Origin of the sequence: Yoonia maricola (assembly GCF_002797915.1) — a bacterium.
In the GTDB taxonomy this organism is placed as follows: Bacteria; Pseudomonadota; Alphaproteobacteria; order Rhodobacterales; family Rhodobacteraceae; genus Yoonia; species Yoonia maricola.
Map to the genome: position 1 here is coordinate 25,613 of NZ_PGTY01000001.1, position 22,803 is coordinate 48,415.

General features: G+C 55.3%; 25 protein-coding genes. 9 read left to right on the forward strand and 16 right to left on the reverse strand.

Annotation, left to right across the window (positions count from 1 at the left end; translation table 11 throughout):
• Positions 1–81: 81 nt before the first annotated feature.
• A complete protein-coding gene (locus tag BC777_RS00190; protein ID WP_100366162.1) occupies positions 82–798 on the forward strand; it encodes an alpha/beta fold hydrolase in 717 nt (238 codons plus the stop codon).
• Between the two features lie 23 nt (positions 799–821).
• Here BC777_RS00190 and phaZ read toward each other — a convergent pair whose 3' ends face one another.
• Positions 822–2,093 carry a polyhydroxyalkanoate depolymerase gene (gene phaZ, locus BC777_RS00195; RefSeq protein ID WP_100366163.1) on the reverse strand — a complete coding sequence of 424 codons (1,272 nt, stop codon included), beginning with the start codon at positions 2,091–2,093 and terminating at the stop codon, positions 822–824.
• A 68-nt stretch (positions 2,094–2,161) separates the two neighbouring features.
• On the opposite strand from phaZ, the gene BC777_RS00200 reads away from it, so the two are divergent.
• The 4 genes from BC777_RS00200 to phaR all read left to right on the forward strand — a co-directional run bounded on the left by BC777_RS00200 (position 2,162) and on the right by phaR (position 6,008).
• Positions 2,162–3,958: a PHA/PHB synthase family protein gene (locus tag BC777_RS00200; protein WP_100366164.1), complete on the forward strand. Its 1,797-nt coding sequence runs from the start codon at positions 2,162–2,164 to the stop codon at positions 3,956–3,958.
• A gap of 144 nt (positions 3,959–4,102) precedes the next feature.
• The gene (locus BC777_RS00205) at positions 4,103–4,552 is read left to right on the forward strand and encodes a phasin family protein (RefSeq protein ID WP_100366165.1); all 450 of its coding nucleotides are present in this window, start codon (positions 4,103–4,105) and stop codon (positions 4,550–4,552) included.
• Positions 4,553–4,658: 106 nt separating this feature from the next.
• Positions 4,659–5,390 carry a class I SAM-dependent methyltransferase gene (locus BC777_RS00210; RefSeq protein ID WP_100366166.1) on the forward strand — a complete coding sequence of 244 codons (732 nt, stop codon included), beginning with the start codon at positions 4,659–4,661 and terminating at the stop codon, positions 5,388–5,390.
• A 69-nt stretch (positions 5,391–5,459) separates the two neighbouring features.
• Positions 5,460–6,008, forward strand: coding sequence for a polyhydroxyalkanoate synthesis repressor PhaR (gene phaR / locus BC777_RS00215; protein ID WP_100366167.1), 549 nt, complete (start codon positions 5,460–5,462; stop codon positions 6,006–6,008).
• Positions 6,009–6,026: 18 nt separating this feature from the next.
• Here the strand turns inward: phaR and BC777_RS00220 are convergent, their stop codons facing one another.
• The 4 genes from BC777_RS00220 to BC777_RS00235 are packed head-to-tail and all read right to left on the reverse strand — an operon-like array spanning position 6,027 to position 9,756.
• On the reverse strand, positions 6,027–6,710 hold the full coding sequence (locus tag BC777_RS00220) for a type 1 glutamine amidotransferase (RefSeq protein WP_100366168.1): 684 nt from the start codon (positions 6,708–6,710) through the stop codon (positions 6,027–6,029).
• A 30-nt stretch (positions 6,711–6,740) separates the two neighbouring features.
• Entirely contained in the window at positions 6,741–8,072 is a 1,332-nt protein-coding gene (locus BC777_RS00225) for a glutamine synthetase family protein (RefSeq protein ID WP_100366169.1), read from the reverse strand.
• Positions 8,069–8,875, reverse strand: coding sequence for an ABC transporter permease (locus BC777_RS00230; protein ID WP_100366170.1), 807 nt, complete (start codon positions 8,873–8,875; stop codon positions 8,069–8,071). The genes BC777_RS00225 and BC777_RS00230 overlap by 4 nt, the downstream gene beginning before the upstream one ends.
• On the reverse strand, positions 8,872–9,756 hold the full coding sequence (locus BC777_RS00235) for an ABC transporter permease (RefSeq protein WP_100366171.1): 885 nt from the start codon (positions 9,754–9,756) through the stop codon (positions 8,872–8,874). Before BC777_RS00235 ends, BC777_RS00230 begins: the two co-directional genes overlap by 4 nt.
• A gap of 116 nt (positions 9,757–9,872) precedes the next feature.
• Between BC777_RS00235 and BC777_RS00240 the strand changes: the two genes are divergently transcribed.
• Complete coding sequence (locus tag BC777_RS00240; RefSeq protein WP_211095308.1) at positions 9,873–10,955, forward strand: NAD(P)/FAD-dependent oxidoreductase; 1,083 nt, start codon at positions 9,873–9,875, stop codon at positions 10,953–10,955.
• 51 nt (positions 10,956–11,006) lie between these two features.
• Here BC777_RS00240 and BC777_RS00245 read toward each other — a convergent pair whose 3' ends face one another.
• The 5 genes from BC777_RS00245 to rlmJ all read right to left on the reverse strand — a co-directional run bounded on the left by BC777_RS00245 (position 11,007) and on the right by rlmJ (position 14,600).
• The gene (locus tag BC777_RS00245) at positions 11,007–11,729 is read right to left on the reverse strand and encodes a transporter substrate-binding domain-containing protein (protein WP_100366173.1); all 723 of its coding nucleotides are present in this window, start codon (positions 11,727–11,729) and stop codon (positions 11,007–11,009) included.
• 22 nt (positions 11,730–11,751) lie between these two features.
• Positions 11,752–12,525 (reverse strand): ABC transporter ATP-binding protein, encoded by a 774-nt coding sequence (locus BC777_RS00250; protein WP_100366174.1) that lies wholly within the window; start codon positions 12,523–12,525, stop codon positions 11,752–11,754.
• A gap of 85 nt (positions 12,526–12,610) precedes the next feature.
• Positions 12,611–13,369, reverse strand: coding sequence for a phosphate/phosphite/phosphonate ABC transporter substrate-binding protein (locus BC777_RS00255; protein ID WP_100366175.1), 759 nt, complete (start codon positions 13,367–13,369; stop codon positions 12,611–12,613).
• Positions 13,366–13,803, reverse strand: a complete 438-nt coding sequence (locus tag BC777_RS00260; protein ID WP_100366176.1) for a tellurite resistance TerB family protein — start codon at positions 13,801–13,803, stop codon at positions 13,366–13,368. Before BC777_RS00260 ends, BC777_RS00255 begins: the two co-directional genes overlap by 4 nt.
• A 5-nt stretch (positions 13,804–13,808) precedes the next feature.
• Positions 13,809–14,600, reverse strand: a complete 792-nt coding sequence (gene rlmJ / locus BC777_RS00265) for a 23S rRNA (adenine(2030)-N(6))-methyltransferase RlmJ (protein ID WP_100366177.1) — start codon at positions 14,598–14,600, stop codon at positions 13,809–13,811.
• A 121-nt stretch (positions 14,601–14,721) separates the two neighbouring features.
• On the opposite strand from rlmJ, the gene BC777_RS00270 reads away from it, so the two are divergent.
• Positions 14,722–15,474 carry a MipA/OmpV family protein gene (locus tag BC777_RS00270; RefSeq protein WP_168769021.1) on the forward strand — a complete coding sequence of 251 codons (753 nt, stop codon included), beginning with the start codon at positions 14,722–14,724 and terminating at the stop codon, positions 15,472–15,474.
• Between the two features lie 2 nt (positions 15,475–15,476).
• Here the strand turns inward: BC777_RS00270 and pyrG are convergent, their stop codons facing one another.
• The 5 genes from pyrG to BC777_RS00295 form a co-directional block, all read right to left on the reverse strand.
• Positions 15,477–17,120, reverse strand: coding sequence for a CTP synthase (pyrG, locus tag BC777_RS00275; protein WP_100366179.1), 1,644 nt, complete (start codon positions 17,118–17,120; stop codon positions 15,477–15,479).
• 158 nt (positions 17,121–17,278) lie between these two features.
• The gene (gene secG / locus BC777_RS00280) at positions 17,279–17,632 is read right to left on the reverse strand and encodes a preprotein translocase subunit SecG (RefSeq protein WP_100366180.1); all 354 of its coding nucleotides are present in this window, start codon (positions 17,630–17,632) and stop codon (positions 17,279–17,281) included.
• 79 nt (positions 17,633–17,711) lie between these two features.
• Entirely contained in the window at positions 17,712–18,107 is a 396-nt protein-coding gene (locus BC777_RS00285) for a DUF6524 family protein (RefSeq protein ID WP_100366181.1), read from the reverse strand.
• Positions 18,108–18,115: 8 nt separating this feature from the next.
• The gene (locus tag BC777_RS00290) at positions 18,116–18,379 is read right to left on the reverse strand and encodes a hypothetical protein (protein ID WP_168769022.1); all 264 of its coding nucleotides are present in this window, start codon (positions 18,377–18,379) and stop codon (positions 18,116–18,118) included.
• Positions 18,380–18,448: 69 nt separating this feature from the next.
• Positions 18,449–18,685: a hypothetical protein gene (locus tag BC777_RS00295; RefSeq protein ID WP_100366183.1), complete on the reverse strand. Its 237-nt coding sequence runs from the start codon at positions 18,683–18,685 to the stop codon at positions 18,449–18,451.
• A gap of 282 nt (positions 18,686–18,967) precedes the next feature.
• Here BC777_RS00295 and BC777_RS00300 point away from each other — a divergent pair, with 282 nt between their 5' ends.
• On the forward strand, positions 18,968–20,263 hold the full coding sequence (locus BC777_RS00300) for an adenylosuccinate synthase (RefSeq protein WP_100366184.1): 1,296 nt from the start codon (positions 18,968–18,970) through the stop codon (positions 20,261–20,263).
• A 7-nt stretch (positions 20,264–20,270) separates the two neighbouring features.
• Entirely contained in the window at positions 20,271–20,507 is a 237-nt protein-coding gene (locus BC777_RS00305) for a DUF2842 domain-containing protein (RefSeq protein ID WP_100366185.1), read from the forward strand.
• Positions 20,508–20,664: 157 nt separating this feature from the next.
• On the opposite strand, the gene BC777_RS00310 is transcribed toward BC777_RS00305, so the two are convergent.
• On the reverse strand, positions 20,665–22,653 hold the full coding sequence (locus tag BC777_RS00310) for a hypothetical protein (protein ID WP_100366186.1): 1,989 nt from the start codon (positions 22,651–22,653) through the stop codon (positions 20,665–20,667).
• Positions 22,654–22,803: the final 150 nt, after the last annotated feature.

Genomic DNA, 22,803 nt, shown 5'->3' on the forward strand with positions numbered 1-22,803 from the left:
ACACTTGCGGCAACGCGCTTTCCACGTCAGACTGGCAAAAAACCCGAAAGAGGTTGCGCAGTTTGTTAGGGCTATACAAAAATGCCGCGTGAAACGCTGGTGATGATCCCACCGATCCTGTCTGATGCGCGCGTGTTTGCGCATCAGCTGCAAGTGATGTCGCAAACGCATGCCGTGATGGTGGCCCCAGCAACATGCGGTGAACGGATCGAGGAAATCGCAAGCCAGATTCTGTCATGGGCACCATCCAAGTTTGCGCTCTGCGGGATGGGTCTTGGCGGTATGGTCGCGATGGAAATCATGCGCCGTGCGCCTGAACGGATGACGCGCATTGCATTTGTCAGCACCAGTCCACAGGCGGATACACCCGAAGCCGCAGCCGCACGCGAGCCGCATATCATCGCTGCGCGCGCCGGACGCTGGGATGATGTTTTGCAACATGAAATTAATTCGACATGGATGGCACCCACGACCGATAAGGTTGAACTCGTACGCACCCTGACCGAAATGGGGCGCGAGATCGGGCCGGACGTCTATGTCAAACAGGCCCGCGCAATGCAGCGGCGCAAAGACCAACAGGCGACCCTGCGCCAGATCCATCTACCAACAGTGGTGATTTGCGGGCGGCACGACGGGCAATACCAGCTTAAACGGCATGAATTCATGGCCGAACTGATCCCCTATGCGCAATTCGAGATTATCGACGCTGCAGGCTATCTGCCCACGATGGAAGCGCCAGAAGCGACAACAGATGCGATACAGCGCTGGATGAAGCAGCCAATGATGCTGCGATCTTAGGGCCTGTCAGAGCCGGATCACCTTCACTTGATAGAAACCACTTTCGCCGATTTGGACTTGGGCGCGTCCGCGTTGGCGTCGATGAAATCCAAAACCAATGGCCGGATGTTGTTGCGCCAGCTACTGCCAGCGAAAATACCATAATGGCCAGCACCCGGCTCAAGATGTGATGCTTTCTTGTCGTCGGGCAGACCGGTCAAAAGATCCAATGCCGCTAGGCATTGGCCCGGCGCAGAAATGTCATCTTCCTCGCCCTCAACGATCTTGACGGCGACAGTTGTGACCTTGCTCATATCCACCTTATGGCCAGCCACCTCAAATGCGTTCCGGGCGATCTCGCGCCCTTTGAAAATCCGTTCAACCGTTGACAGATAAAATTCCGCCGTCATGTCCATTACGGCAAGATATTCGTCGTAAAAGTCGTTGTGGCGATCATGCTCGGATGCCTCGCCCTTGGCGACGCGGATAATCTCATCACGGAAGGCGGTTGTGTGCGTTTCAGCGTTCATCGAGATGAAAGACGCGAGCTGCAGCAAGCCCGGATAAACCATGCGACCAACACCAGAATATTTGAACCCAACCCGCTGGATCATGGTCTCTTCCAATTGGCCCATCGTCACGGAACGGCCAAAATCTGTCACTTCTGTGTGGTTCGCCTCTGGATCAACAGGGCCGCCGATCAATGTCAGGGATCGCGGCTGCGCGTCAGGATCAAGCTCGGCCAGATAGGCAGTCGCGGCCAGTGCCAGCGGCACAGGCTGGCACACGGCAATCACATGAATATCGGGCCCAAGCACGCGCATGAATTCCATCAGATAGAGGGTGTAATCCTCAATATCGAATTTGCCTTCGCTGACGGGAATATCGCGGGCGTTGTGCCAATCGGTAATGTAGACATCGGCATCCGGCAGCAGGCTGATCACGGTCTTGCGCAGCAGTGTGGCGTAGTGGCCTGACATCGGGGCCACCAGCATCACCCGGCGTTTGCTGGGCTTGCGACCGGGCATTGTGAAATGGATCAGATCACCAAATGGTTTCTCGACCACGGTTTCCACGACAACCGGAAAATCCTTGCCCTTTTCGCCTGCAACAGGGGGAATATTCCAATCTGGCTTCATGACCATTCGCGAAAAAGTACGCTCAGTGACTTCGCCCCATGCCTTGAGCCAATCCATCGCAGGGTTCGCCCCCCATGACATCGCGGGGTAGGATGCAAACGCATGCGCTGTTGCCCCCAACCACTGATTGGTGTTGCGCATGCTTTCCATCAGGTCGTAGGTCATCATATACTTCATCTACTGGGTCTCCGATGGTCGGCGCAGAACTTATGCTGCACATGCAGCATACGCATAGGAGTGTTAAAATGACAACAAACGATTTGGACGCGCAGGACACTTCTGGCCAGAGTGTTGCAAAGCTGGAAGCCAATCTTGCACGGGTGGAAGAGCTGACCCAGCGTTTGTTGCGCGTGATGGGGCAGGGACGGCACGTTGCCCCTTCTTTGCAAGGGCCAAGTCAGGACCTCTACGTCAAAGCGGCGACCGCCTACATGACTGAAATGATGCATAATCCAGCCAAATTGATCGAGCATCAGCTGGAATTCTGGGGTAAATCCGTCAAACACTACGTTGAGGCACAGCACCTTCTGGCCCAAGGCAAACTGGCGCCGCCCACGGATGAAACCCCCAAAGACCGCCGTTTCAGCCATGAGTTGTGGGACACCAACCCGTATTTTAACTTCATTAAACAACAATATCTGATGAATGCTTCTGCGGTGCAGCAGGCGGTCGAGGATATCGACACGCTTGATTCTGAGGAAAAGAAGCGGCTGCGCTACTTTAGCCAACAAATGGTTGATATGATCAGCCCGACAAATTTCCTGCCCACAAACCCCGAAGCTTTGGCGCTGGCCGCCGAAACGGAAGGCGAAAGCCTTGTGGCTGGTTTGGAAAACATGATTGCCGATCTGGAAGCAAACGACGGCGATCTGGTTGTGACACTGGCAGACAAAAAGGCGTTCAAGCTGGGAGAAAATCTGGCAACGACGCCCGGTTCAGTCGTTTACCGCAACCATATGTTTGAGCTGATCCAATATGCGCCAAGCACCGACAAGGTGCATGAAATACCACTCATCATCTTTCCGCCGTGGATCAACAAATTCTATATTCTGGACCTTAAGCCGCAAAACAGCCTGATCAAATGGGCGGTAGAGCAAGGCTATACCGTATTCGTCGTCTCTTGGGTCAACCCCGACGCTGGCTACCGCGACACATCAATGACGGACTATGTCGAAGACGGCTATCTGGCGGCAATCAAAGAGGTCAAAGACATCTGCGGTGTGAAAAAGGTGAACGCGGTGGGCTATTGTATCGCGGGGACCACCCTGTCGTTGACCTTGGCCTTGATGAAAAAGCGCAAGGATACGTCGGTAAACAGCGCCACCTTCTTTACAACGCTCACCGATTTCTCGGACCGGGGCGAGGTTGGGGTGTTTCTTGACGATGACTTTGTCGACGGAATTGAGGCGGAGGTAGAGGAAAGCGGCGTACTGGATTCCTTTTTTATGTCACGCACCTTTTCCTATCTGCGCTCCAATGACCTGATCTATGGTCCAGCGATCAAAAGCTATATGATGGGAAAGGCACCGCCTGCCTTTGATCTACTGTATTGGAACGGGGACGGGACAAACCTGCCTGCCAAGATGTCGGTGGAATATCTGCGCGGGCTTTGCCAGCACGACAAATTCGCAACCGACGGATTTGAAATCGCGGGTGAGACGGTGAAACTGAAAGACGTCACCGTGCCGCTTTGCGCGATTGCTTGCGAGACAGATCACATCGCGGCATGGAAAAGCAGTTATGCCGGTATCTCAAAAATGGGATCGAAGGATAAAACCTTTATCCTATCCGAAAGCGGGCATATCGCAGGCATCATCAATCCACCGACGAAGAATAAATACGGGCACTATGTGAACCCCGAACTGGGGCTGACGGCGGATGACTGGTTGGATGCAGCGGACAAACATGACGGGTCATGGTGGCCGCGTTGGGATGCATGGCTGTCCAAAAAGTCAGGCAAAAAAGTCGCAGCACGCACGCCCGGAGACGACGAACACCCCGTCTTAGCGCCTGCACCCGGCACATATGTCGTGAATAAGTAGAAGAAATATATACATTTTTTTGGGCCACAGAAAAATTATGCTGCAGTGCAGAAAAAATACTTGAAATGCTGCAGTGCAGCACGCATATTGGTGTCACGAGATAACAGCGGGTGTTCCCCGCACCCAACCCGAAAGGCTGATACAATGGCTGCTAAAGCACAAGACTTCACCGCGATCTTCAAAGACATGACAGGCGCGTTCCCCGTAGACACCAAAGCAATGGAAGAGCAGTTCAAGAACCAGACTGCCCTGGCCGAAAAAATGTCCGCAGTTGCACTCGACGCTGCTGGCAAATCTTCCGAGCTGTCCGCAAAATGGACACAGGACACACTTGCTAAAATCGAGGCAATGTCAAAAGCAAAGGCAGAACCTGCTGACTATGCAAAAGCAATGACAGACTTCGCTTCTGCATCTGCTGAATCCGCTGCCGAGCATATGTCCGCTTTCGCTGAAATCGCGAAAAAAGTTCAGACACAGACAATGGAACTGGTTCTTGCCGCTGGCAAAGACATGTCCGAAGAGATGACTGCCGCTGCGAAGAAAGCACAGACAGAAATGACTGCTGCTGCAAAAAAAGTAACGGCTGCAAAGTAAGCAAAGTAAAAATCGCCCTTTCCTCCCAAAGGGTCTGATTTTCAAAAAGGCGGTCCGCATCTGCGGGCCGTCTTTTGTTTTCATTGGGGGAAAGCCATACTAAGGCATGGTTGATCAGCACTACACACATCCCGACCTTGTCGCAGTTTACGATGTTTTCAATTGCTGGGGCGCAGATCGCGCATTCTATGCTTCACTTGTAGGCACAACACCCCTTCGGATTTTGGAAGTCGGCTGTGGCACAGGCCTGATCGCGCGCCGGATTGCCGAACAGGGGCATGATGTGACAGGGCTGGATCCGGCGCCGCAGATGCTTGAATTTGCGCGCTCAGCACCGGGTGGACAATCAGTCAAATGGATTTGCGGCTTGCTTGCGGATTTCGATGCAGCTCCGTTTGATCTGATATTTATGACGGGTCATGCGTTTCAGTGCATGTTGCTGGATGATGAGATTACGGCGTTTTTCCGCGCCGCGCGCAGGCTGCTGCGCCCCGAAGGTCGACTCGTCTTCGAGACCCGCAATGCTGCTGTCAAAGCTTGGGAAAATTGGACGCCTGAACAATCGACCGCCACTAAGGTTTTGCCCAATGGAAGGAGCGTGACAGCCTACCATGAGTTGCAGAACGTGGATGTAGACGTGGTATCCTTTCGGTCCGTCTATCAATTTCCCGATCAGCGCATTACATCCGACAGTACGTTGCGGTTTACGATGCTGGATGAAGTGACAGCATTCGCGCAAGCAGAAGGACTTGCTCTTCTCGAAGTCTTCGGTGACTGGAACAAAAGCCCCCTCAAACCAACCAGCCCAGAAATCATCATGACCTTAGGGCAGGCCTAAAACACTTTCTTTTTGCGCAGGCGCGGCATAGGCTTCTCTGCACCGCAATATGCCTGTGGAGGGACGCCCGTGGCCGACACCAACAAACCCCTGCTAATCAAGCGCTACGCCAGCCGCCGGCTCTATAATACCGAGACCAGCGACTATGTGACTTTGGAAGATATCGCGATTTTTATACGCGAAGGGCGCGAGGTCCAGATAGTGGACCTGAAATCCGGCGATGACCTAACCCGCCAATACCTGTTGCAAATTATCGCAGAGCACGAAAGCCGTGGCGAAAGTGTGTTGCCTGTTGATGTGCTCACCGATCTGGTGCGCAGCTATACAAGCCAAGCCGCATCGGTTGTGCCGCAATTCCTGCAAGCCAGTTTCGATATGCTGCGCGAAGGCCAGTCTAAAGCAATGGAGAATATGGGCAAAGCCAACCCAATGGCCACAATGCCGGGGTTTGAGGCAATGCGCGCTCAGCAGGAAGCTTTCTTCAAGGCTATGACCGGCGGAATGATGGCTGGTGGAAAGGCCTCGGACTCGGATGACGATAAGGAAGAAGGCGATCTGAGTGAGATTAAGAATGAGTTGGCAGCGCTTCAGGAAAAACTGTCGAAGTTAAGTAAGTAAACCAGCCTGTAACGCGACCTAGGCGACCTCACGTTCCTTGAAGAACCGCGCAATTTGGCTCGCGACAAACGCGTTATCGATAGGTTTGTCCAAATTGGCTTTTACCTCGGCCAACTGGTTATCTGGTACCACGCCCTTGCCGCGTGAACGGGCAAGAGTATCAACATAGGCCGACCCAAATTCCGGGTGAGGCTGTGTCGTGAACACTTTCTGCCCATAGATCAAAGCAGCATTCTGACAAAACGCGTTGCCAGCAATGACCTGCGCCCCATCGGGCAGCGCAGTCACCTGATCCTGATGCCAGGCATTCAACGATATAGGCGCGCCATTCCAGTTATATGTTGTGTGACCTACGGCCCAGCCATCCGCAAATTTCTCGACTGTGCCACCCAAAGCCTGCGCGATAATCTGATGACCAAAACAAATCCCGACCATCGGAATGTCAGCTGCATAGACATCACGAATGAACGCCTCAAGCGGCGGAATGAACGGATGATCCTCGTAAGCACCATGTTTGGACCCGGTGATCAGCCAGCCATGACAGTCGGTAATCGCATCAGGAAAATCCATATCGACCACATCATAGGTGGCAAAGTCAAAGCCATTGCCTGCCAGCATGTTTTGGAACAGGACATCGTAATCGCCTGTCGTCTCCAGTATTTCATCTGGGGCATGGCCAGTCTGCAAAATACCGATCTTCATCGCTGTCTCGCTCTTTGGTTTGTCTATCAATTACACAAGATCAAGATAGTGGTCGATCTGTTCTTCCGGCGTCATTTCCGCGAAATGCGCCATCTCTTGTCGTTTGGTGCGGATCAGATTGTCAACCAGCTGCGGATCAAAGATACGGCGCGCAAACGTGCTTTGTGCAAAAGCATCAATCGCCTCATCCCAAGCTTTCGGCACCTGTGGCAGATTTTGATCATAGGCGTTGCCCGTGATCGGGGCGGGGGGCGTCATGCCGTCTTCGATGCCGATCAACGCTGAACCTAGAACCGCTGCAAGAAACAGATAGGGGTTCACATCACCGCCCGCTAGCCTGTGTTCAATGCGCCTCGCTGCAAAGCTGCCACCGGGGACACGTATAGTGGCGGTGCGGTTATCATGCGCCCAGCAAATGCTGGTCGGCGCATGTGCCCCAGGAACCAACCGTTCATAGCTGTTGCCATGCGGCGCAAAGATCAGCGCAAGTTCAGGAATGCCCGCCAAACACCCGGCAATTGCGTTTTGCAGCAGTGATGTGCCCTCAAACGTATCATTGGCAAAGGCGTTGTTGCCATCCTCATCCAGTATCGAGAAATGAGTGTGTAACCCGTTACCTGCATAATCCTCATAGGGTTTTGCCATAAAGCTGGCAGCCATCCCATGATTGCGCGCCAGACCACGCACCAGCATCTTGAATAGCCACGCATCATCGGCAGCTTTTAACGCATCTGGGACATGTTCAAGGTTCACCTCAAACTGGCCTTCGCCACCTTCGGAAATCGCGGCCTCTGCGGGGATGTTCATCGCATCACAGGCATCGTAGAGGTCATTAAAGAATGCATCAAAGGCATCGAGTGCGCGCAGCGACAAAATCTCGGCACCCGCACGACGCTTGCCAGATCGGGGGGATTTGGGCTGGCGGATCTCTTTGCCGCTGTCGTCGACAAGGTAAAACTCCATCTCCGTCGCAGCAACTGGGGTCAACCCGCGCGCTTTATATCGCTCCAAAACCCGCGCCAAGGCATGACGCGGATCGCCGGAAAAGGGCGTGCCATCATCAAGAAAAGCCCAAAGCGGCAGTAAGGCCGTCGGGGCCTGCAGCCACGGCATCGGCACATAGCCCCGCTCGGTCGGCAGGAGCAGGCCATCAGCGTCCCCTGTCTCAAACACCAGCGGGCTGTCATCGATGTCCTCGCCCCAGATATCAAGGTTCAGGACCGACAGCGGAAAGCGCGTGCCGTCCTTTTCCAGCTTGTCGGCAAAGCGGCGCGGTACACGTTTGCCGCGCGCTTGCCCGTTCAGGTCAGCGGCCCCGCAGCGCAGGTTGCGAATGTCGGGATGATCGTCAAGCCAGGTCATCGGATGATTTGCGGTCTCACTTTCAGTGGCTTGCGCCGTTCGGGCGGTAGATGACGGTTGAGCCGGCTATTCACCAATCCAAACAGACCAATGACGATCAGGGTCAAGACAATGAAATAACCCGCTAAAATTGGATATGGAATGAAGGGATTGAAGGTCTTGTCGGCAAAATAATTGGCATAATAAAGCGCATCGCCGCGCTGTTGTGTCGCTGGAAAGCCCGAAAAGAACACCAATGTCGTGGCGTGAAACAGAAAGATCGCCTCGTTCGTATATGCGGGCCATGCCAGCCGCAGCATCGTGGGCCATATGACCCGGCGGAACCTGGACCAGCCGGATAAGCCGTAGGCGTCTGCCGCTTCCGTGTCTCCCTTTGGGATGGATTGCAGCGCACCATAGAAAATCTCGCCCGAATAGGCGGCGGTGTTCAAAAAAAGCACAACCAGCGCCCCGGCCCATGCAGAGGTCAGTGGGTTGAAGAAGCTGCTGACGTCTTTAAGGCTGAGAAAGACAAAGTAGGCAAAGAAGAATTGTATGAAGAGCGGCGAGCCGCGGAAGATAAAGATGAACCATTCTGCCGGTTTGCGGTATAGCGGATTGCGCGCGGCTTTGCCCATGGCGACTGCGGTGGCAAGGAAGAAGCCAGAACAAAGCGCCAGAACCCCAAAGTAGATATTCCAGATCATGCCCGAGCCAATCAACGTGAACTGCTGACACAGCGTAAAGTCAGTGCGCGGCAACAACCGCTCACCAATGCCTTGGCTGCGCAGCGCGTAGTCCGCGATCGTTTCCCAACAACTCATGCCGCCGCTTTCCGTTGGGCTTCGCCAGCCGCAGTGGCTTGGCCATGGGTTAGTCTGGCCATGATCCGATCCAACACGACCTCGGACACTTTGGTAAAGCACAGGTAGAACACCAAGAGCGCCGCAAAATACCACATGCGCCAATCGGGGTGGGGATAGTCGGTGAACCGCGGTTGCTTGGCTCCGCCCAATTCACGCGCCCAATAGACGATATCTTCGACACCCAGAAGGAACAATAAAGGGGTCGCCTTGATCAAAACCATCCAAAGGTTCGACAGGCCGGGCAGGGCATAAACCCACATCTGCGGTACCAGTATGCGCCAAAATGTCTGACGATGGTTCATGCCGTAAGCTTCGGCCGTTTCCAACTGGCCTTTGGGCACAGCGCGCATCGCGCCGAACAGGACATTGGCGGCAAAGGCACCGAACACAATCGCAAAGGTCAGCACCGCCAGCATAAAGCCATAGACTTCATGCACCCATTGCGGGGCATTGCCCAAGGGGAGTTTCGCCGCGGCGCAGACGATAAAATCATTGCCTTGGCGTACGGCAGCATCCCAATCGGGGCATTTGATCCGGTGTCGGATATACTCAAATGCCTGATCCAAGGCGATCACGAAGAAGAGGAAGAACGCAATGTCGGGAATGCCGCGCACGACAGCAATATAGGTTTTCCCGATCCAGCGTAACGGTGCCACATTGCTGCGCGCCGCTGATGCGCCCGCAAAACCAAATGCCAGTGCCGCTGGGGCCGTAATCGACAGCAACAACAGCACCGTTCCCACCGCCCAATACATCGACATATGCTTGCCAGTGGTCAGATAACAACTGAGCCATTGGACGCCTTCTAATGCGGCTGGGTCGGAACAGAAACTGAACATCAATCGCCTTGTTGCGCTAGTCCTCTCATCCGTCCAACAATTGCATTGCTGAGTCAACGCGTTGTGGTCACATTCGGGGCGTCAACGTAGGCCGTTTTCAGGTGGGAATGTCAAAAATGGTACAGTCGGTTATTGTCATAGGCGCTGGGATCATTGGCGCGGCGACAGCGTTGCAGTTGGCGAAGGCGGGTCACAAGGTCCAAATCGTGCATGCAGGCGGGACGGACGCGACCAGTTTGGCCTTCGGTTGGATCAACGCGAGTTTCTTTCTCAGCGACGATCACCACAACCTGCGGGCCGCAGGGATCGCCGCATGGCATCGCGCTTTGAAGGACGTGCCTGCCCCCGTAGACTGGCAAGGGTGCCTATGCTGGGACATGCCCCCGGACGAGATGGCGGCGACTTTCACGCAGCTAAAGGAATTCGATTATCCCGTCGAGATGCTGACGAAACCTCAGATCAAGACGCTGGAACCCGCCCTCACAGATGCACCTGAACAGGCGCTCTTTTTCCCTGCCGAAGGGGCAGCATCATCCGCCGACCTTGCGCGGCATTTCCTGATTGCTGCGCAAAGCTTGGGGGCCAAGCTGATCAGCAACGTCTACGTCTCCGGTCTCAAGACCCAAAACGACCAAGTCATCGGCATCGAAACGCCCCACGGTGACATGCTCGCCGATCAGGTGATCATCGCCGCTGGCACTGGCACCGCAACCATCGCTTGCAGCATCGGCTGCGACATTCCATTGGTCCCTCGGCCCGTCTATATCCTGCGCACGTCCCCGCAGAAGAAAACCCTGCACCATATCCTCGCTACGCCAAGCGGTGAAATTAGGCAGGAACCTTCGGGGCAAATTCTGATGCCCGTCGCCGCCAGCCACCAAGGCGATAGTGCCGAACGCCTGACCCAAACGCCGACAGAGGCAGCGGACGCGACGATCACAAGACTGCAGGACATCTGCGGTGGACTGGACGACGCGGACTGGTCAGAAGTGATCCGGGCAGAACGGCCCGTACCGCGGGACGGTTTTCCCATCATCGGGCCTATCGCAAAGGGGGCCTACGTCGCCGTGTTGCATTCAGGGATCACGCTTGGGCCTATCATTGCGGAGTTGGTCAGTAAAGACATCACCGGCCGGCTGGACAATGCAGATGCGGCAATGCTCGCACCCTACCGACCGGACCGTTTCCTGACCCCATAAAAAAGGGCCACCATTTCTGGCAGCCCTCTCAATCTCAACAGTACTGGCGGCTTAGAATTGCTCGCCAACACCCCATTTTTCGATCAGCGCATTCAGCGTGCCGTCCTCTTTCATCGACGTAATCGCAGCATCCAGCGTCGCGAGCAATTCGCCGTCGCTTTCACGCACGCCAAGACCAACACCACCACCGATCAATTCTTCCTGCTCCAGCAGCATGACTTCGCCGTCAGCGTCCGCAATAGGCTGCAAGAAAGACTTGTCGGCCAAAACCGCATCCGCCTCGCCCGCCTTTACAGCCGCAACAGTTTCGTCAGGCGTTGCAAATTCCAGCAATGTGGCACCTGTCGACGCAATGAAAGCCGCCTGAATTGTACCAGTTTGCGCCGCGACAACGCCGCCCGCCAGGTCAACATCAGCGGACATTGCAAGATAGGCGGATGGGTCAGGCTGGGTGTAGCCTTGTGAGAAATCGATGACTTCGTCACGCTCATCAGTGATGGACATGCCCGCGATGATCACGTCGTAGTTGCCGGAAACGAGGTTCGGGATAATGCTGTCCCACTCGTTTGTGACCCACTCGCAGGTTAGTTCAGCGCGCGCGCAAACCTCGTCGCCCACTTCACGCTCAAATCCATCGACTTCGCCGTCGTCGTTGAGGAAGTTATACGGAGGGTAGGCACCTTCCGTGCCCAGACGCACAACAGAGTGACTGTCTGCAAATGTCATGGAACCAGCGACAGCCAGTGCCAGCGTCGTAAGATAGAGGTTTTTCATCAGTTTTCTCCCGAGTTGATGATTATGAAACTGTCGCGGATAAAAATCCTTTCAGCCGCGCGGTTTTGGGGTTGCCGAACAGGTCAGCCGGGGGGCCTTCCTCTTCGATTTTGCCTTGGTGCAGAAAGACGACATGGTCGCTGACATCGGCGGCCAGCCGCATATCATGGGTGACGATGATCATGGTGCGCCCTTCTGCGGCGAGATCCTTGATCACCTTAACCACTTCCTGCTCAAGTTCAGGGTCCAAGGCGCTGGTGGGTTCATCAAAAAGCAGTGCCTTGGGTTCCATACACAGCGCGCGCGCAATGGCGGCCCGTTGTTGTTGTCCGCCCGACAGTTGGGCGGGGTAGACATCGCATTTGTCGCCAATGCCGACCTTGGCGAGGTATTTGCGGGCTGCGGCCTCTACCTCGGTCTTGTCGCGTTTCAGCACCGTGACCGGTGCCTCCATCACGTTTTGCAAAATCGTCATATGGGCCCAAAGGTTGAACTGCTGAAACACCATCGACAGGTTCGTGCGAATGCGGATCATCTGGGCATGATCACCGGGATGCCGACTTGGCCCCGCACCTTTCCATGTGACAGGCTCACCGCAGAACAACACCTCGCCTTGCTGGCTATCTTCCAGCAGATTTGCGCAGCGCAAGAGCGTGGATTTCCCGGACCCAGAGGAACCGATGAGTGAGACCACATGGCCTGCGGGGGCCGTAACATCGACACCCTTGAGCACTTCAAGATCGCCATAGGCTTTGTGAAGGTTTTTAATTTCAATAACGGGGGCAGCGTTGGTCACGTTGGTGCAGCTTTTCTTTGGTCCGCCGCAGATTAGTGCCGATTTTATGGGCTTTTGCAACGGTTAGTGGCGCTTTAACCCTACGTTATGCAGGAATTGCTGCCTGCTTTGGCGGAAATGGCAAATCATAGGCAGATGGCGGGAGGGCGATGATGCCGTGTAGGCCCAGAATTGACGCATCATCTGGGGACAAAGCAGTGATAGCTTCACCGATCGCTTCAAAATAAGGCTGCGGGTCTTGTCCCTTGCTTGTCACAAACGACTGACCGGGGGATGGGTCCGTGTATCCGATGGTCTTCAAACGCGTGACCAAAGGGTTCTCGCGTGTTTCAATCCGCCACGTCTGCACGTCGATAGCCGCGATATCGGCGCGGCCCTCGGCAACTGCGGCAATGCTGGTGGTGTGACTGCCGGTTTCAGCATGCAGGTTGAAGGTAAAGTCGCGCGCCTGCGCCCAAAGCTGCGGGGCGCCATAGCCCGAATGGGACCACTGATCGTTACAGACAAACCGCCCTTGTGCCATGTCTTGCGGGGTATCGGCGTGGCTATCCGCGTGCACAACAAACACACTGCGGTAGTATCCGGGCGCGCACCCTTCCAAGCCATAGTCCGAGGCGCCAATCAGGGTAACATTGTCGTGAAACAAACCGCGATAGGGCAGGTTGCACATATGGCCCAAAACCAGATCGGGGCGGGCCCATCCATCCATATGATCGGTGTCATGATCCAAGGTATCAGGGGCCGCAATCCCACGGTCCCGCAATCCATTCCGGATCAAGCCCCACAATGCATCATGCGCCGCCCTGTTAGAGAGCCGCGCATACATCGGCAGGCTGGCAATCATCCAGCGCTGACCCTCAGCCTCGCACGATGGCTATCCTGATCGGATACACCCAGCAAAGATGCGGTCATGCGCATCATGCTGTCTTCTTCATCGTCGCGCACGCCATCGGCCATCACAACAGACCACAGCGCCTCGATCACGCCAACGCGGTTGTCGTAGGATACGGTATCTTTGATCGCACGGGTGAAGCGTACGGTATCAGGGGCCTCGGCCTCCAATGCTTCGCATTCGGCGCGCAAGGCGGCGGCCTCAAACGGTGAAAGGCCGTAACGGGCTATCAGCGCTTTGTCGATCTGGGCAATCTCAACATCGGCATAGTCGCCATCGGTGCGGGCAATACGTACCAGCAAGGCACCAAGAGCCAGACGGCTATCAACGTCGGGCAGTTGTTCGGGTTCGGGGGCGGTCAGACGCCGGAGCAAATCTTGAAACATATGTCCTACATAAGGCGGGAAAGCCGGTCTTGAAAGAGGGCAGTCAGTCGCGCAGCTTCTTCAGTAAATCCATAAGGTGCATTCACTGCAAACAGACCAGAGCCGACCATATGGTGACCGGGCCGGGCCGGGGGAAAACGAACCTCATGTGTCACAGCACCCGGCACAGCCGCTTGCAGGGCGTTGATCATCGGGGCGTGCGGCGCGTCAGTCAGGATTGGATACCACAGCATGATCACGCCGACCCCCCATTTGCGGTGCAACTTGGCAATCGTGCCGGGGATGGTGTCATAATCTGATTTCACCTCAAACGAGGGATCAATCAGCAGCAGTCCCCGGCGGGGCTCAGGCGGGCACAGCGACATCGCCATCTCCCACCCGTCTTTTTGGCGAAAGATGCCGCCATAGGGGCCCATGTTATTCTCAAGGGCTGCAAATTCCTGCGGATGCAACTCAGACAGGTGTATCGTGTCGACAGGGCGCAGGCTTTCGGCAGCAATCAAGGGAGAGCCGGGATAAGCACTGGCCCCGTGTTTGGCATGAATGCGGTCCAAGACCTGCACATAGGGGTGATCAGACGGGAACCAGCTTTGCGCCAACGCAATGCCCTTGGCGGCTTCGCCCGTTTTCAGGGCCGCATCATCTTGCAAATCATAAAGACCACGGCCTGCATGCGTTTCCAAATAGGACAGGGGTTTGTCTTTGCGGATCATATAGGACAAGGCCCATGCCAGCATGCTGTGCTTATGCACGTCAGCCAGATTTCCGGCATGATAAATATGTTGATACGAAAGCATCAGCGGTCCTTTGATCTGCAACACGGGCTTAGAGCAGCAAGACTGCGCTGTCTATCATTGCAAAGGGTTGCTTGGCTGATGTGGTGGGCTACCCTGTTGTCCAACAATGAAGGGCCAGAACATGTTGAACCGCCTCATCCTGTCGACCGTGCTGCTTACAGTACCGCTGGCCGCAGCAGCACAAGAGCAGGCAAATGGCATTGAGTTTCGCTTTGGGCTGGGTCCATCAATAGGGCCGGGCTACTTCGGTGATGAAGACTATGATATCGGGGTGCGTCCGAAATTCCAGCTAGAACGATTTCAGTTTGGCGACATTTCCCGCGATCGCCGTGACCGGGCAACGGGGCTGCGGTTTTCCCCATCCATCCGCTTTATCGGCGCACGCAGTGCGGATGATTTTGATGAACTGACCGGGCTGGATGACATTGATCCCACGCTTGAGATCGGTGGAGGGCTGGCCTTTCGCACAGCCGATTACGAAGTGTTTGCCAAGCTACGATACGGTGCCATCGGGCACGAAGCCTTCGTCGCCGAACTGGGATCCGACATCTTCTACCAACCCAGCGATCAGCTGACTTTCAAGGCAGGGCCGCGTATCTTGTTCGGGGACGCGGATTATGCACAAACCTACTTTGGTGTGACCGCCGACGAAAGCGCCGCAAGCAGCTTTGACGCCTTCGACGCAGCAGGCGGTTTGATGAGCGCAGGCGCCAAGGCCGAAGCAACCTATGCGATCAATGATGACTGGCAGGTTGTTGGCACCTTGCAATACGACCAACTGCTGGACGATGCCGCCGATAGCCCCATCACCCAGTCAGATGATCTTTTCAGTGGCAGCATTGTCCTGACGCGGCGGATCACGCTGGGGTTCTGATCCTAAACCAAACGCGATGTTTCCACCGCCGCCCGCACGAAATCGGCAAACAGCGGATGCGGGGCAAAGGGTTTGGACTTTAGTTCTGGGTGAAACTGCACACCAATGAACCACGGATGATCCAACCATTCCACGATTTCGGGCAGTTTGCCATCGGGTGACATGCCGGAAAACTTCAGCCCTACTTTTTCAAGCGTTTCACGATATTTGATATCGACCTCATAACGGTGGCGGTGGCGTTCTTCGATCGCCGTCCCACCATAGACCTCAGCGACCTTGGAGCCATCGGTCAGAGTGGCATCATAGGCGCCCAGACGCATGGTGCCACCTTTATCATCATCGGCCTTTCGGGCGACCTTGTGATTGCCCTGTACCCACTCTTTGAGGTGATAAACAACCGGTTCAAAACGCTTTTTTCCAGCCTCATGGTCAAATTCTTCGGAGCCCGCCTTGGCCATACCAGCCACGTTGCGGGCCGCTTCGATCACGGCCATTTGCATCCCTAGACAGATGCCCAGATAGGGGATCTTCTTTTCGCGGGCGAATTGTGCCGCCTTGATCTTGCCCTCAGTGCCGCGTTCGCCAAAACCGCCGGGCACGAGGATGGCATGGAACCCCTGCAGATATGGCGTCGCGTCCTCATTATCAAAAAGCTCTGCGTCGACCCACTCGATCTTGACCTTCACTCTATTGGCCATCCCGCCATGGGTCAGCGCCTCTGCAATGGATTTATAGGCATCCTCAAGCTGGGTATATTTGCCAACAATGGCAACTTTCACCTTACCTTCAGGATTATGAACGCGGTGATAGACATCATGCCAGATATCCAGTTTCGGCTGCGGGGCGGGGGAGATGCCAAAGGCATCCAGCACCGCCTGATCAAGGCCCTGCTCATGGTAAGCGAGCGGCGCCTCATAAATTGACTTAAGGTCATAGGCGGCCACAACACACTGCTTACGCACGTTACAAAACAGGGCAATCTTTTCGCGCTCTTTTTCAGGGATCGGCTGTTCGGAGCGGCAGACCAGAATATCCGGTGCAATGCCAATCGACTGCAATTCCTTGACCGAGTGCTGGGTTGGCTTCGTCTTCAACTCACCACTGGCGGCCAGATAGGGCAACAGCGTCAGATGCATGAAAATGCACTGACCGCGGGGTTTGTCATGGGCGAACTGACGGATCGCTTCAAAGAATGGCAGGCCTTCGATGTCACCGACTGTGCCGCCAATTTCGCAAAGCATGAAGTCAACTTCATCTTCGCCGATGGCCAGAAACTCTTTGATCTGATTGGTGACATGCGGCACCACCTGAATGGTCTTGCCCAGATAATCGCCCCGGCGTTCCTTTTCCAATACGGTGGAATAGATGCGCCCTGAACTGACCGAATCCGTGTTGCGGGCAGGCACGCCGGTAAAACGCTCATAGTGGCCAAGGTCCAGATCGGTCTCGGCCCCGTCGTCAGTGACGAAGACTTCGCCATGCTCAAACGGTGACATCGTGCCGGGGTCAACGTTAAGATAGGGGTCCAGTTTGCGCAGGCGCACCGAATAACCACGGGCTTGCAACAACGCACCCAAAGCCGCCGAGGCAAGACCCTTCCCAAGAGAGGAGACAACGCCGCCGGTAATAAAAATGAAACGCGCCATTGGCAGGGGACCCCCGTGAAAAATTCCAAATCTGTGGGAAAGCGCACCCGAAAATACGCATCATCACGGGATTTGACGTGTAGCGGATTCGGGCGCGATTGGCAACCACTGACCCAACATCATGTTGCCCAACGTCGCGGCAGGACAACTGATAGTAATTATTCGCTTGAAGGCACCAAAGGATCGTCGTCGCCGAGCGATGGCGGCAGCAGACTATCACCCAAGTCAGGCAACAATGGCGCATCGCTGCCAGGGTCAATCCCCAATTGATCAACGACCGATGACCCGGCTGTATTGCTTGCTGCAATCAGTGTCAGCGCAATGGATGTGCAGATAAATGCGACGGCCAAAGCCCAGGTAAACTTGCTCATTGCTGTGGCTGCAGGGCGCGATCCTGTCGCGCCGCCACCGCCGCCCATGCCAAGACCACCACCCTCAGAGCGCTGCAAAAGCACAGTACCGATGAGGCTAAGCGCAAGGATCAGATGGATGATAAGGACGACGTTTTCCATTCAGGGGGCCTTTCGGGGCGTTCGCGAACAAGCGGTATCTAAAAGCTGTAAGGCTTCCCCGCAACCCCCGAAAACGTGGTCATTCGTCAACATCGTCCATGTCAGCTTGTCCGGTCAGCTTGCGACGCACAATGGACCATGACAGACCGACCGCCAAAACAATGGAAAGGGCAAAGATGCCAATCCACGCATTGATCGACGGATTATCAAGGTTGATCACCCCTTGATCAAACAACACCCATAACAGCGTGCCCACCACTGCCAAAATGAGAACCATCCCGAAAATGCCGATCGAACGCAGGGTGGCGCGCAGGTATATGATGTAGCCCACAAAAAGGACGAGTCCCAACAGAACCGTCATCGATAGATTGGTGTCTGCGTTGTTCATCGACCAACGGACATAGTTCCAATCGGTCGGATTATAAGTCGCGGACAACAGCAAAAACGCAAAAATCCAACGGATGACGAAACCCATGATATACCTCACTTCTTTTTGGTGAGGCGACAATGCAGGGGAGGCATGGCGGTGTCCAGAGTTTTGGGGCGTCTATCGGTGGCGTGCAGAGCACTCGCGCTTTCGCTACGAAAATCGTCGGGTTTGTCTTTAAGCGCCACGAGGATCGAACCGTCAACAAAATGTTGTTTGGCTGGTATGCTGGACATTGCCGTTCTTCCACGGGGCTTGTTCAATGGCGGCTCTGTTAAGGTAAAATCGAAGTTGCGGTCATCGCCATCGCTCGACATCATAGTAGCATGCATGATCTACCTTCTTGGAAACCCAGACCGGAAAATTCGCACTCAGGGCGGCTCTTGGCGCTAGCGAATTGTATCTTTGACCTTCATTACCACACCGAACGTCATGCCGTTGATGGGCTGATCGAAACCTTCGACAACAAGTGTGCAGGTGGCCTTGAGAGGGCTGCCAGAGTTCTTGTTCAGTCCGGATTTACCTGCTTCATAGATGAGATCAACCGACGAAGCATATTTGTGTGTTCCCCTGCTGATTTTGAACAGATTGCTTTCGGCGAAGGCGCCGAGCGCGTCGGTGAACAAGAGGTATGCGAGGCTGTTTTGTGGTTAGCGGAAGGCCACTTCGAGTCTAGTGATCAAATTGACCACTTGGCCGATCTGCTCAAGCACCGATAGCAGACATTCGTGAATTGTGCAGCATCCAGTAAATGGGCTCCCAGCTATCATTGACCGCTGTGAGCCCCACACGCTTGTACGGCGATCCGTGCAAAGACCTTGGCCAAACTACCTAACGCAAGTTTGCGGTTTCCCCAGACCCGGTGCGCCGATATAGGGGGAACGCAATCTTCGAGGGAAAAGAATCTTATGGCAAATGTTGTGGTCGTCGGTGCCCAGTGGGGCGATGAAGGCAAAGGCAAGATCGTTGACTGGCTTTCGGAACGGGCCGATGTGATCGCGCGCTTTCAAGGCGGGCATAATGCGGGCCACACGCTTGTGATTGATGGCGAGGTTTTCAAGCTGAATGCACTGCCATCTGGCGTTGTGCGTGGCGGCAAGCTGTCGGTGATCGGCAATGGCGTGGTGCTGGACCCATGGCACTTGGTCAAAGAGATCGCCTCTATTCAAGAACAGGGCGTAGCGATCAACCCAGAGACCTTGATGATTGCCGAAAATACCCCCCTTATCCTGCCAATCCACGGCGAGTTGGATCGCGCGCGCGAAGAGGCCGCCAGCAAAGGCACCAAGATCGGCACGACAGGACGTGGCATCGGTCCGGCATACGAGGACAAAGTAGGGCGCCGTTCTGTGCGCGTCGCTGACCTCGCGGATCAGGCGACATTGGAAGCCCGCGTTGACCGCGCGCTCCAACACCACGACCCGCTGCGCAAGGGCCTCGGCATTGAACCGGTGGATCGTGATGCGCTTGTGGCGCAACTCAAAGAGATTGCTACCGAAATTCTGCCCTACGCCGCGCCGGTTTGGAAAGTGCTCAACGAAAAGCGCAAAGCAGGCAAGCGTATCCTTTTCGAGGGGGCGCAGGGTGCGCTCCTTGATATCGATTTTGGCACATACCCGTTTGTGACATCCTCAAACGTCATCGCCGGGCAGGCCGCCACGGGCGTCGGCGTCGGGCCAAACGCAATTGATTACGTGCTTGGCATCGTCAAAGCCTACACCACGCGCGTTGGCGAAGGTCCTTTCCCAACCGAGTTGGACGATGAAGACGGACACCGGCTTGGCACGCGCGGTCACGAATTCGGCACAGTGACCGGGCGCAAGCGGCGCTGCGGCTGGTTCGACGCAGCCTTGGTGCGTCAGACTTGCGCAACATCAGGCGTGACCGGTATCTCATTGACTAAGCTGGATGTTTTGGACGGCTTTGAGGTGCTCAAGATTTGCGTCGGCTACGAACTCGACGGGGAAACACGCGACTATTTGCCAACCGCTGCCGATCAACAGGCGCGCTGCAAGCCGATCTACGAAGAGATCGAAGGTTGGTCACAGTCGACGGAAGGCGCACGGTCTTGGGCTGATCTGCCCGCACAGGCAATCAAATATGTGCGCCGTATCGAAGAGTTGATCCAATGCCCCGTCGCCCTAGTTTCCACCTCACCTGAAAGAGACGACACCATTCTGGTGACAGACCCATTCGCGGACTGAGGGATAGATGACCTATAAAGCACGGAAAAAACTGGCCCTCTTTGTGCTAGTGGTTGGCCTGCCAATCTACATCATCGTGGCGGCAACCGTGATGAGCTATATGATGACACAAGAGGTGCGCTTTCCTCTGGTGGTGGAATTTTTCATCTATGTTGCCTTGGGCATCGGCTGGGCCTTCCCGTTGAAATGGGTGTTCAAAGGGATCGGGCAGCCCGACCCGGATGAACCACCACAACAGCCCTGATAAGGTGTATCGCCTGACCGCTGCGCACGGCGGTAAGCTGCCGTTGCCCGTCGCAGCTGCAATGGCGGGCGCATCAAATCAACCCGGTGAACCAACATAACGGCATCAAAAAAGGCGGGGAAAACCCCGCCCTTTTGCATTTTTCTGCCTAAGCAGATCAGCCTTGCGCGGCCTGACTGTCATCGGGCCGGAACTGCGTGTTTTCCGATACCTGAAAACGGCCACTGGCAAGCTTGACCAAACGGGCCTGCCGCAACAAGCGGCCAAAGCTACGCAATCCATCTTCGCGCGAAATCTCGGCATCCGATGCGGATTGCACCATTTTCATGACCTGTGGCCGGGAAAAATCCGCATCGCCTTCGACAAAACAGATATAGGCAGCGGCGGCTTCCAATTGGTCGGTCAGGTCGTCCACGCCGTGAGACGCCAAAAACGCCGCAAAGTCATCACCACTGTCAGAGACCTCAGTCTCTTTCAGCGTTGCAATCTTGCGCAAACGCGCTGATGTGCCAGTTTCTACCTCTGTTGGCTCAGGCGTAGCAGGGGCCTCGGCCTGTGGCGTGTCCTCATCCACAGTTGGCTCTTCTGGTTGCACTTCCTGCGATTTCACCAGCTTCAGCGGTGTCGACAGGGCGCGCTCTCCTTTTTCGTGGTCGCCATGCGCACCAAGATCGTCTTTGTAGACCTCATCTGGATCACGCTTATCGGCACCCTGATCGCCTAGCTGGCGGGCGGCCTCTGTTGCGGCAACGGCAGCCTTTAACTGCGCAAACGCATCGCGATGACGGCGGTTTTCCGGCTGATTGAGATGCTGATCCGTCTGCGACATGATCCGGCTCATGGCATCTTCAACGTGGCGGGGCAGACCACGCTCTGCAAAGGTATTCCCTCTGCGTGCGGCAATCTCGGCCTCTACCTTGGCGACCTCTGCCTCAAGATCGAATTCATCGTCGTCATTGTAGTCATCATGCTCTGGTTCAGGCGCATCAACGGCTTCATCGGCAGGTGTCAGAACCAACGGTGTGCTGACTGGGGCGGTATCTGCGATCTCATCGTTATCAGCCTCTGATACGGTGTCGTCCTCTGCGGTGTCTTCTTCGGCAAGGAATGCGTCCAACTCGGCATCCTCATCGGTTGTCTCTTCTTCTGACATGTCCGCAGAAACAGGCTCTTCATCGTCGGCACCGGCGGCTGGCACAATAGGATCATCCAAGATGAAAGCATCGACAGGTGCTGCGTCTTCGGCAACCTCTTGTTCTTGCGCAATTTCGGTAAAGACGTTCATATCATCAGCATCGAATGCATCGCCGTCGGCTGCGTCTTCGGTTAAATCGGCCTCGGCTACCTCTTGTTCTTCGGTCGCCTCCGCTTCTTCTTCTACTGCGTCCTCGGTGGGCGTGACTTCAGCCTCGGCTGCGTCGTCCATCTCGTCCGTTGCAACCGTGATATCTTCATCATCGGCGTCAGCGGCCTCTACCTCTTCGGCCGCGTCCGCGGCCATCTCAGCTTGGTCTGTATCATCCTCGGCATCATCGGTCACAACGTCGCCTTCGGCAAAGTCAGTCGCGGCCAGATCGTCTTCCGTCTCATCGACCTCATCGGCCTGCGTTGTGCGCTGCACCAACTCGTTCAACCGCTGCGACAGCGGGTTCACGGCAGCGGCCGGGGCGGCCTCGGTCAGGTCTTCGGCATACTCATCGCTGACAGAGGGCACCTTGCGCGCGGCAGCGGCGCGCATGCGCTGCAATTTATCTGCGACACTGGACATATCCTCGGCAACGTCACCAGCCTCATCATCAAGCGCCTCAATGTCTTCAACGGCATCAACCACCGGGTCATCGACAATCTCTTCGGCATCATCTTCGCTGATCACGTCATCTGCGGCTGCCTCAGTGCGCGCACGCAGGCTGACTTTGTTGTCATAGCCTTCGACATCCACGGGCTGACCGGTTTGCTCTTCGGTCAAGCGGGCCAAGGTCTCCATGTCAGGGGCCAATGGCGCGGTGTCCATAAACCGGTCATGCCCGGCCAGATCGTGAAAGAAAGACACAACAACTTTCATGGTTTCGACAGAATCGTCGAACCCTTCCAGCCGACAGGAAAAGTTGCCATAGGTTACATCAAGAACTTGATTATTCTCATCCATAAATAAGCGCTTTCTCTCATTGATCAGCGGCAAGCGCTGGACACACATTGGTTCTTAATTGAAAACAACAACACGTTCCATTGAGGATCATAATGTGACCCTTTTGAGGAATGTTTGTGATCTGAGGTGCAATCATTGCGAAATAATACC

Excerpts from the sequence above, each read along its gene's own strand:
- BC777_RS00190 (WP_100366162.1), top strand. The coding sequence starts at position 82 with ATGCCGCGTGAAACGCTGGTGATGATCCCACCGATCCTGTCTGATGCG.
- phaZ (WP_100366163.1), bottom strand. The coding sequence starts at position 2,093 with ATGAAGTATATGATGACCTACGACCTGATGGAAAGCATGCGCAACACC.
- BC777_RS00200 (WP_100366164.1), top strand. The coding sequence starts at position 2,162 with ATGACAACAAACGATTTGGACGCGCAGGACACTTCTGGCCAGAGTGTT.
- BC777_RS00205 (WP_100366165.1), top strand. The coding sequence starts at position 4,103 with ATGGCTGCTAAAGCACAAGACTTCACCGCGATCTTCAAAGACATGACA.
- BC777_RS00210 (WP_100366166.1), top strand. The coding sequence starts at position 4,659 with ATGGTTGATCAGCACTACACACATCCCGACCTTGTCGCAGTTTACGAT.
- BC777_RS00220 (WP_100366168.1), bottom strand. The coding sequence starts at position 6,710 with ATGAAGATCGGTATTTTGCAGACTGGCCATGCCCCAGATGAAATACTG.
- BC777_RS00225 (WP_100366169.1), bottom strand. The coding sequence starts at position 8,072 with ATGACCTGGCTTGACGATCATCCCGACATTCGCAACCTGCGCTGCGGG.
- BC777_RS00230 (WP_100366170.1), bottom strand. The coding sequence starts at position 8,875 with ATGAGTTGTTGGGAAACGATCGCGGACTACGCGCTGCGCAGCCAAGGC.
- BC777_RS00235 (WP_100366171.1), bottom strand. The coding sequence starts at position 9,756 with ATGTTCAGTTTCTGTTCCGACCCAGCCGCATTAGAAGGCGTCCAATGG.
- BC777_RS00240 (WP_211095308.1), top strand. The coding sequence starts at position 9,873 with ATGGTACAGTCGGTTATTGTCATAGGCGCTGGGATCATTGGCGCGGCG.
- BC777_RS00245 (WP_100366173.1), bottom strand. The coding sequence starts at position 11,729 with ATGAAAAACCTCTATCTTACGACGCTGGCACTGGCTGTCGCTGGTTCC.
- BC777_RS00255 (WP_100366175.1), bottom strand. The coding sequence starts at position 13,369 with ATGATTGCCAGCCTGCCGATGTATGCGCGGCTCTCTAACAGGGCGGCG.
- BC777_RS00260 (WP_100366176.1), bottom strand. The coding sequence starts at position 13,803 with ATGTTTCAAGATTTGCTCCGGCGTCTGACCGCCCCCGAACCCGAACAA.
- rlmJ (WP_100366177.1), bottom strand. The coding sequence starts at position 14,600 with ATGCTTTCGTATCAACATATTTATCATGCCGGAAATCTGGCTGACGTG.
- BC777_RS00270 (WP_168769021.1), top strand. The coding sequence starts at position 14,722 with ATGTTGAACCGCCTCATCCTGTCGACCGTGCTGCTTACAGTACCGCTG.
- pyrG (WP_100366179.1), bottom strand. The coding sequence starts at position 17,120 with ATGGCGCGTTTCATTTTTATTACCGGCGGCGTTGTCTCCTCTCTTGGG.
- secG (WP_100366180.1), bottom strand. The coding sequence starts at position 17,632 with ATGGAAAACGTCGTCCTTATCATCCATCTGATCCTTGCGCTTAGCCTC.
- BC777_RS00285 (WP_100366181.1), bottom strand. The coding sequence starts at position 18,107 with ATGGGTTTCGTCATCCGTTGGATTTTTGCGTTTTTGCTGTTGTCCGCG.
- BC777_RS00290 (WP_168769022.1), bottom strand. The coding sequence starts at position 18,379 with ATGATGTCGAGCGATGGCGATGACCGCAACTTCGATTTTACCTTAACA.
- BC777_RS00300 (WP_100366184.1), top strand. The coding sequence starts at position 18,968 with ATGGCAAATGTTGTGGTCGTCGGTGCCCAGTGGGGCGATGAAGGCAAA.
- BC777_RS00305 (WP_100366185.1), top strand. The coding sequence starts at position 20,271 with ATGACCTATAAAGCACGGAAAAAACTGGCCCTCTTTGTGCTAGTGGTT.
- BC777_RS00310 (WP_100366186.1), bottom strand. The coding sequence starts at position 22,653 with ATGGATGAGAATAATCAAGTTCTTGATGTAACCTATGGCAACTTTTCC.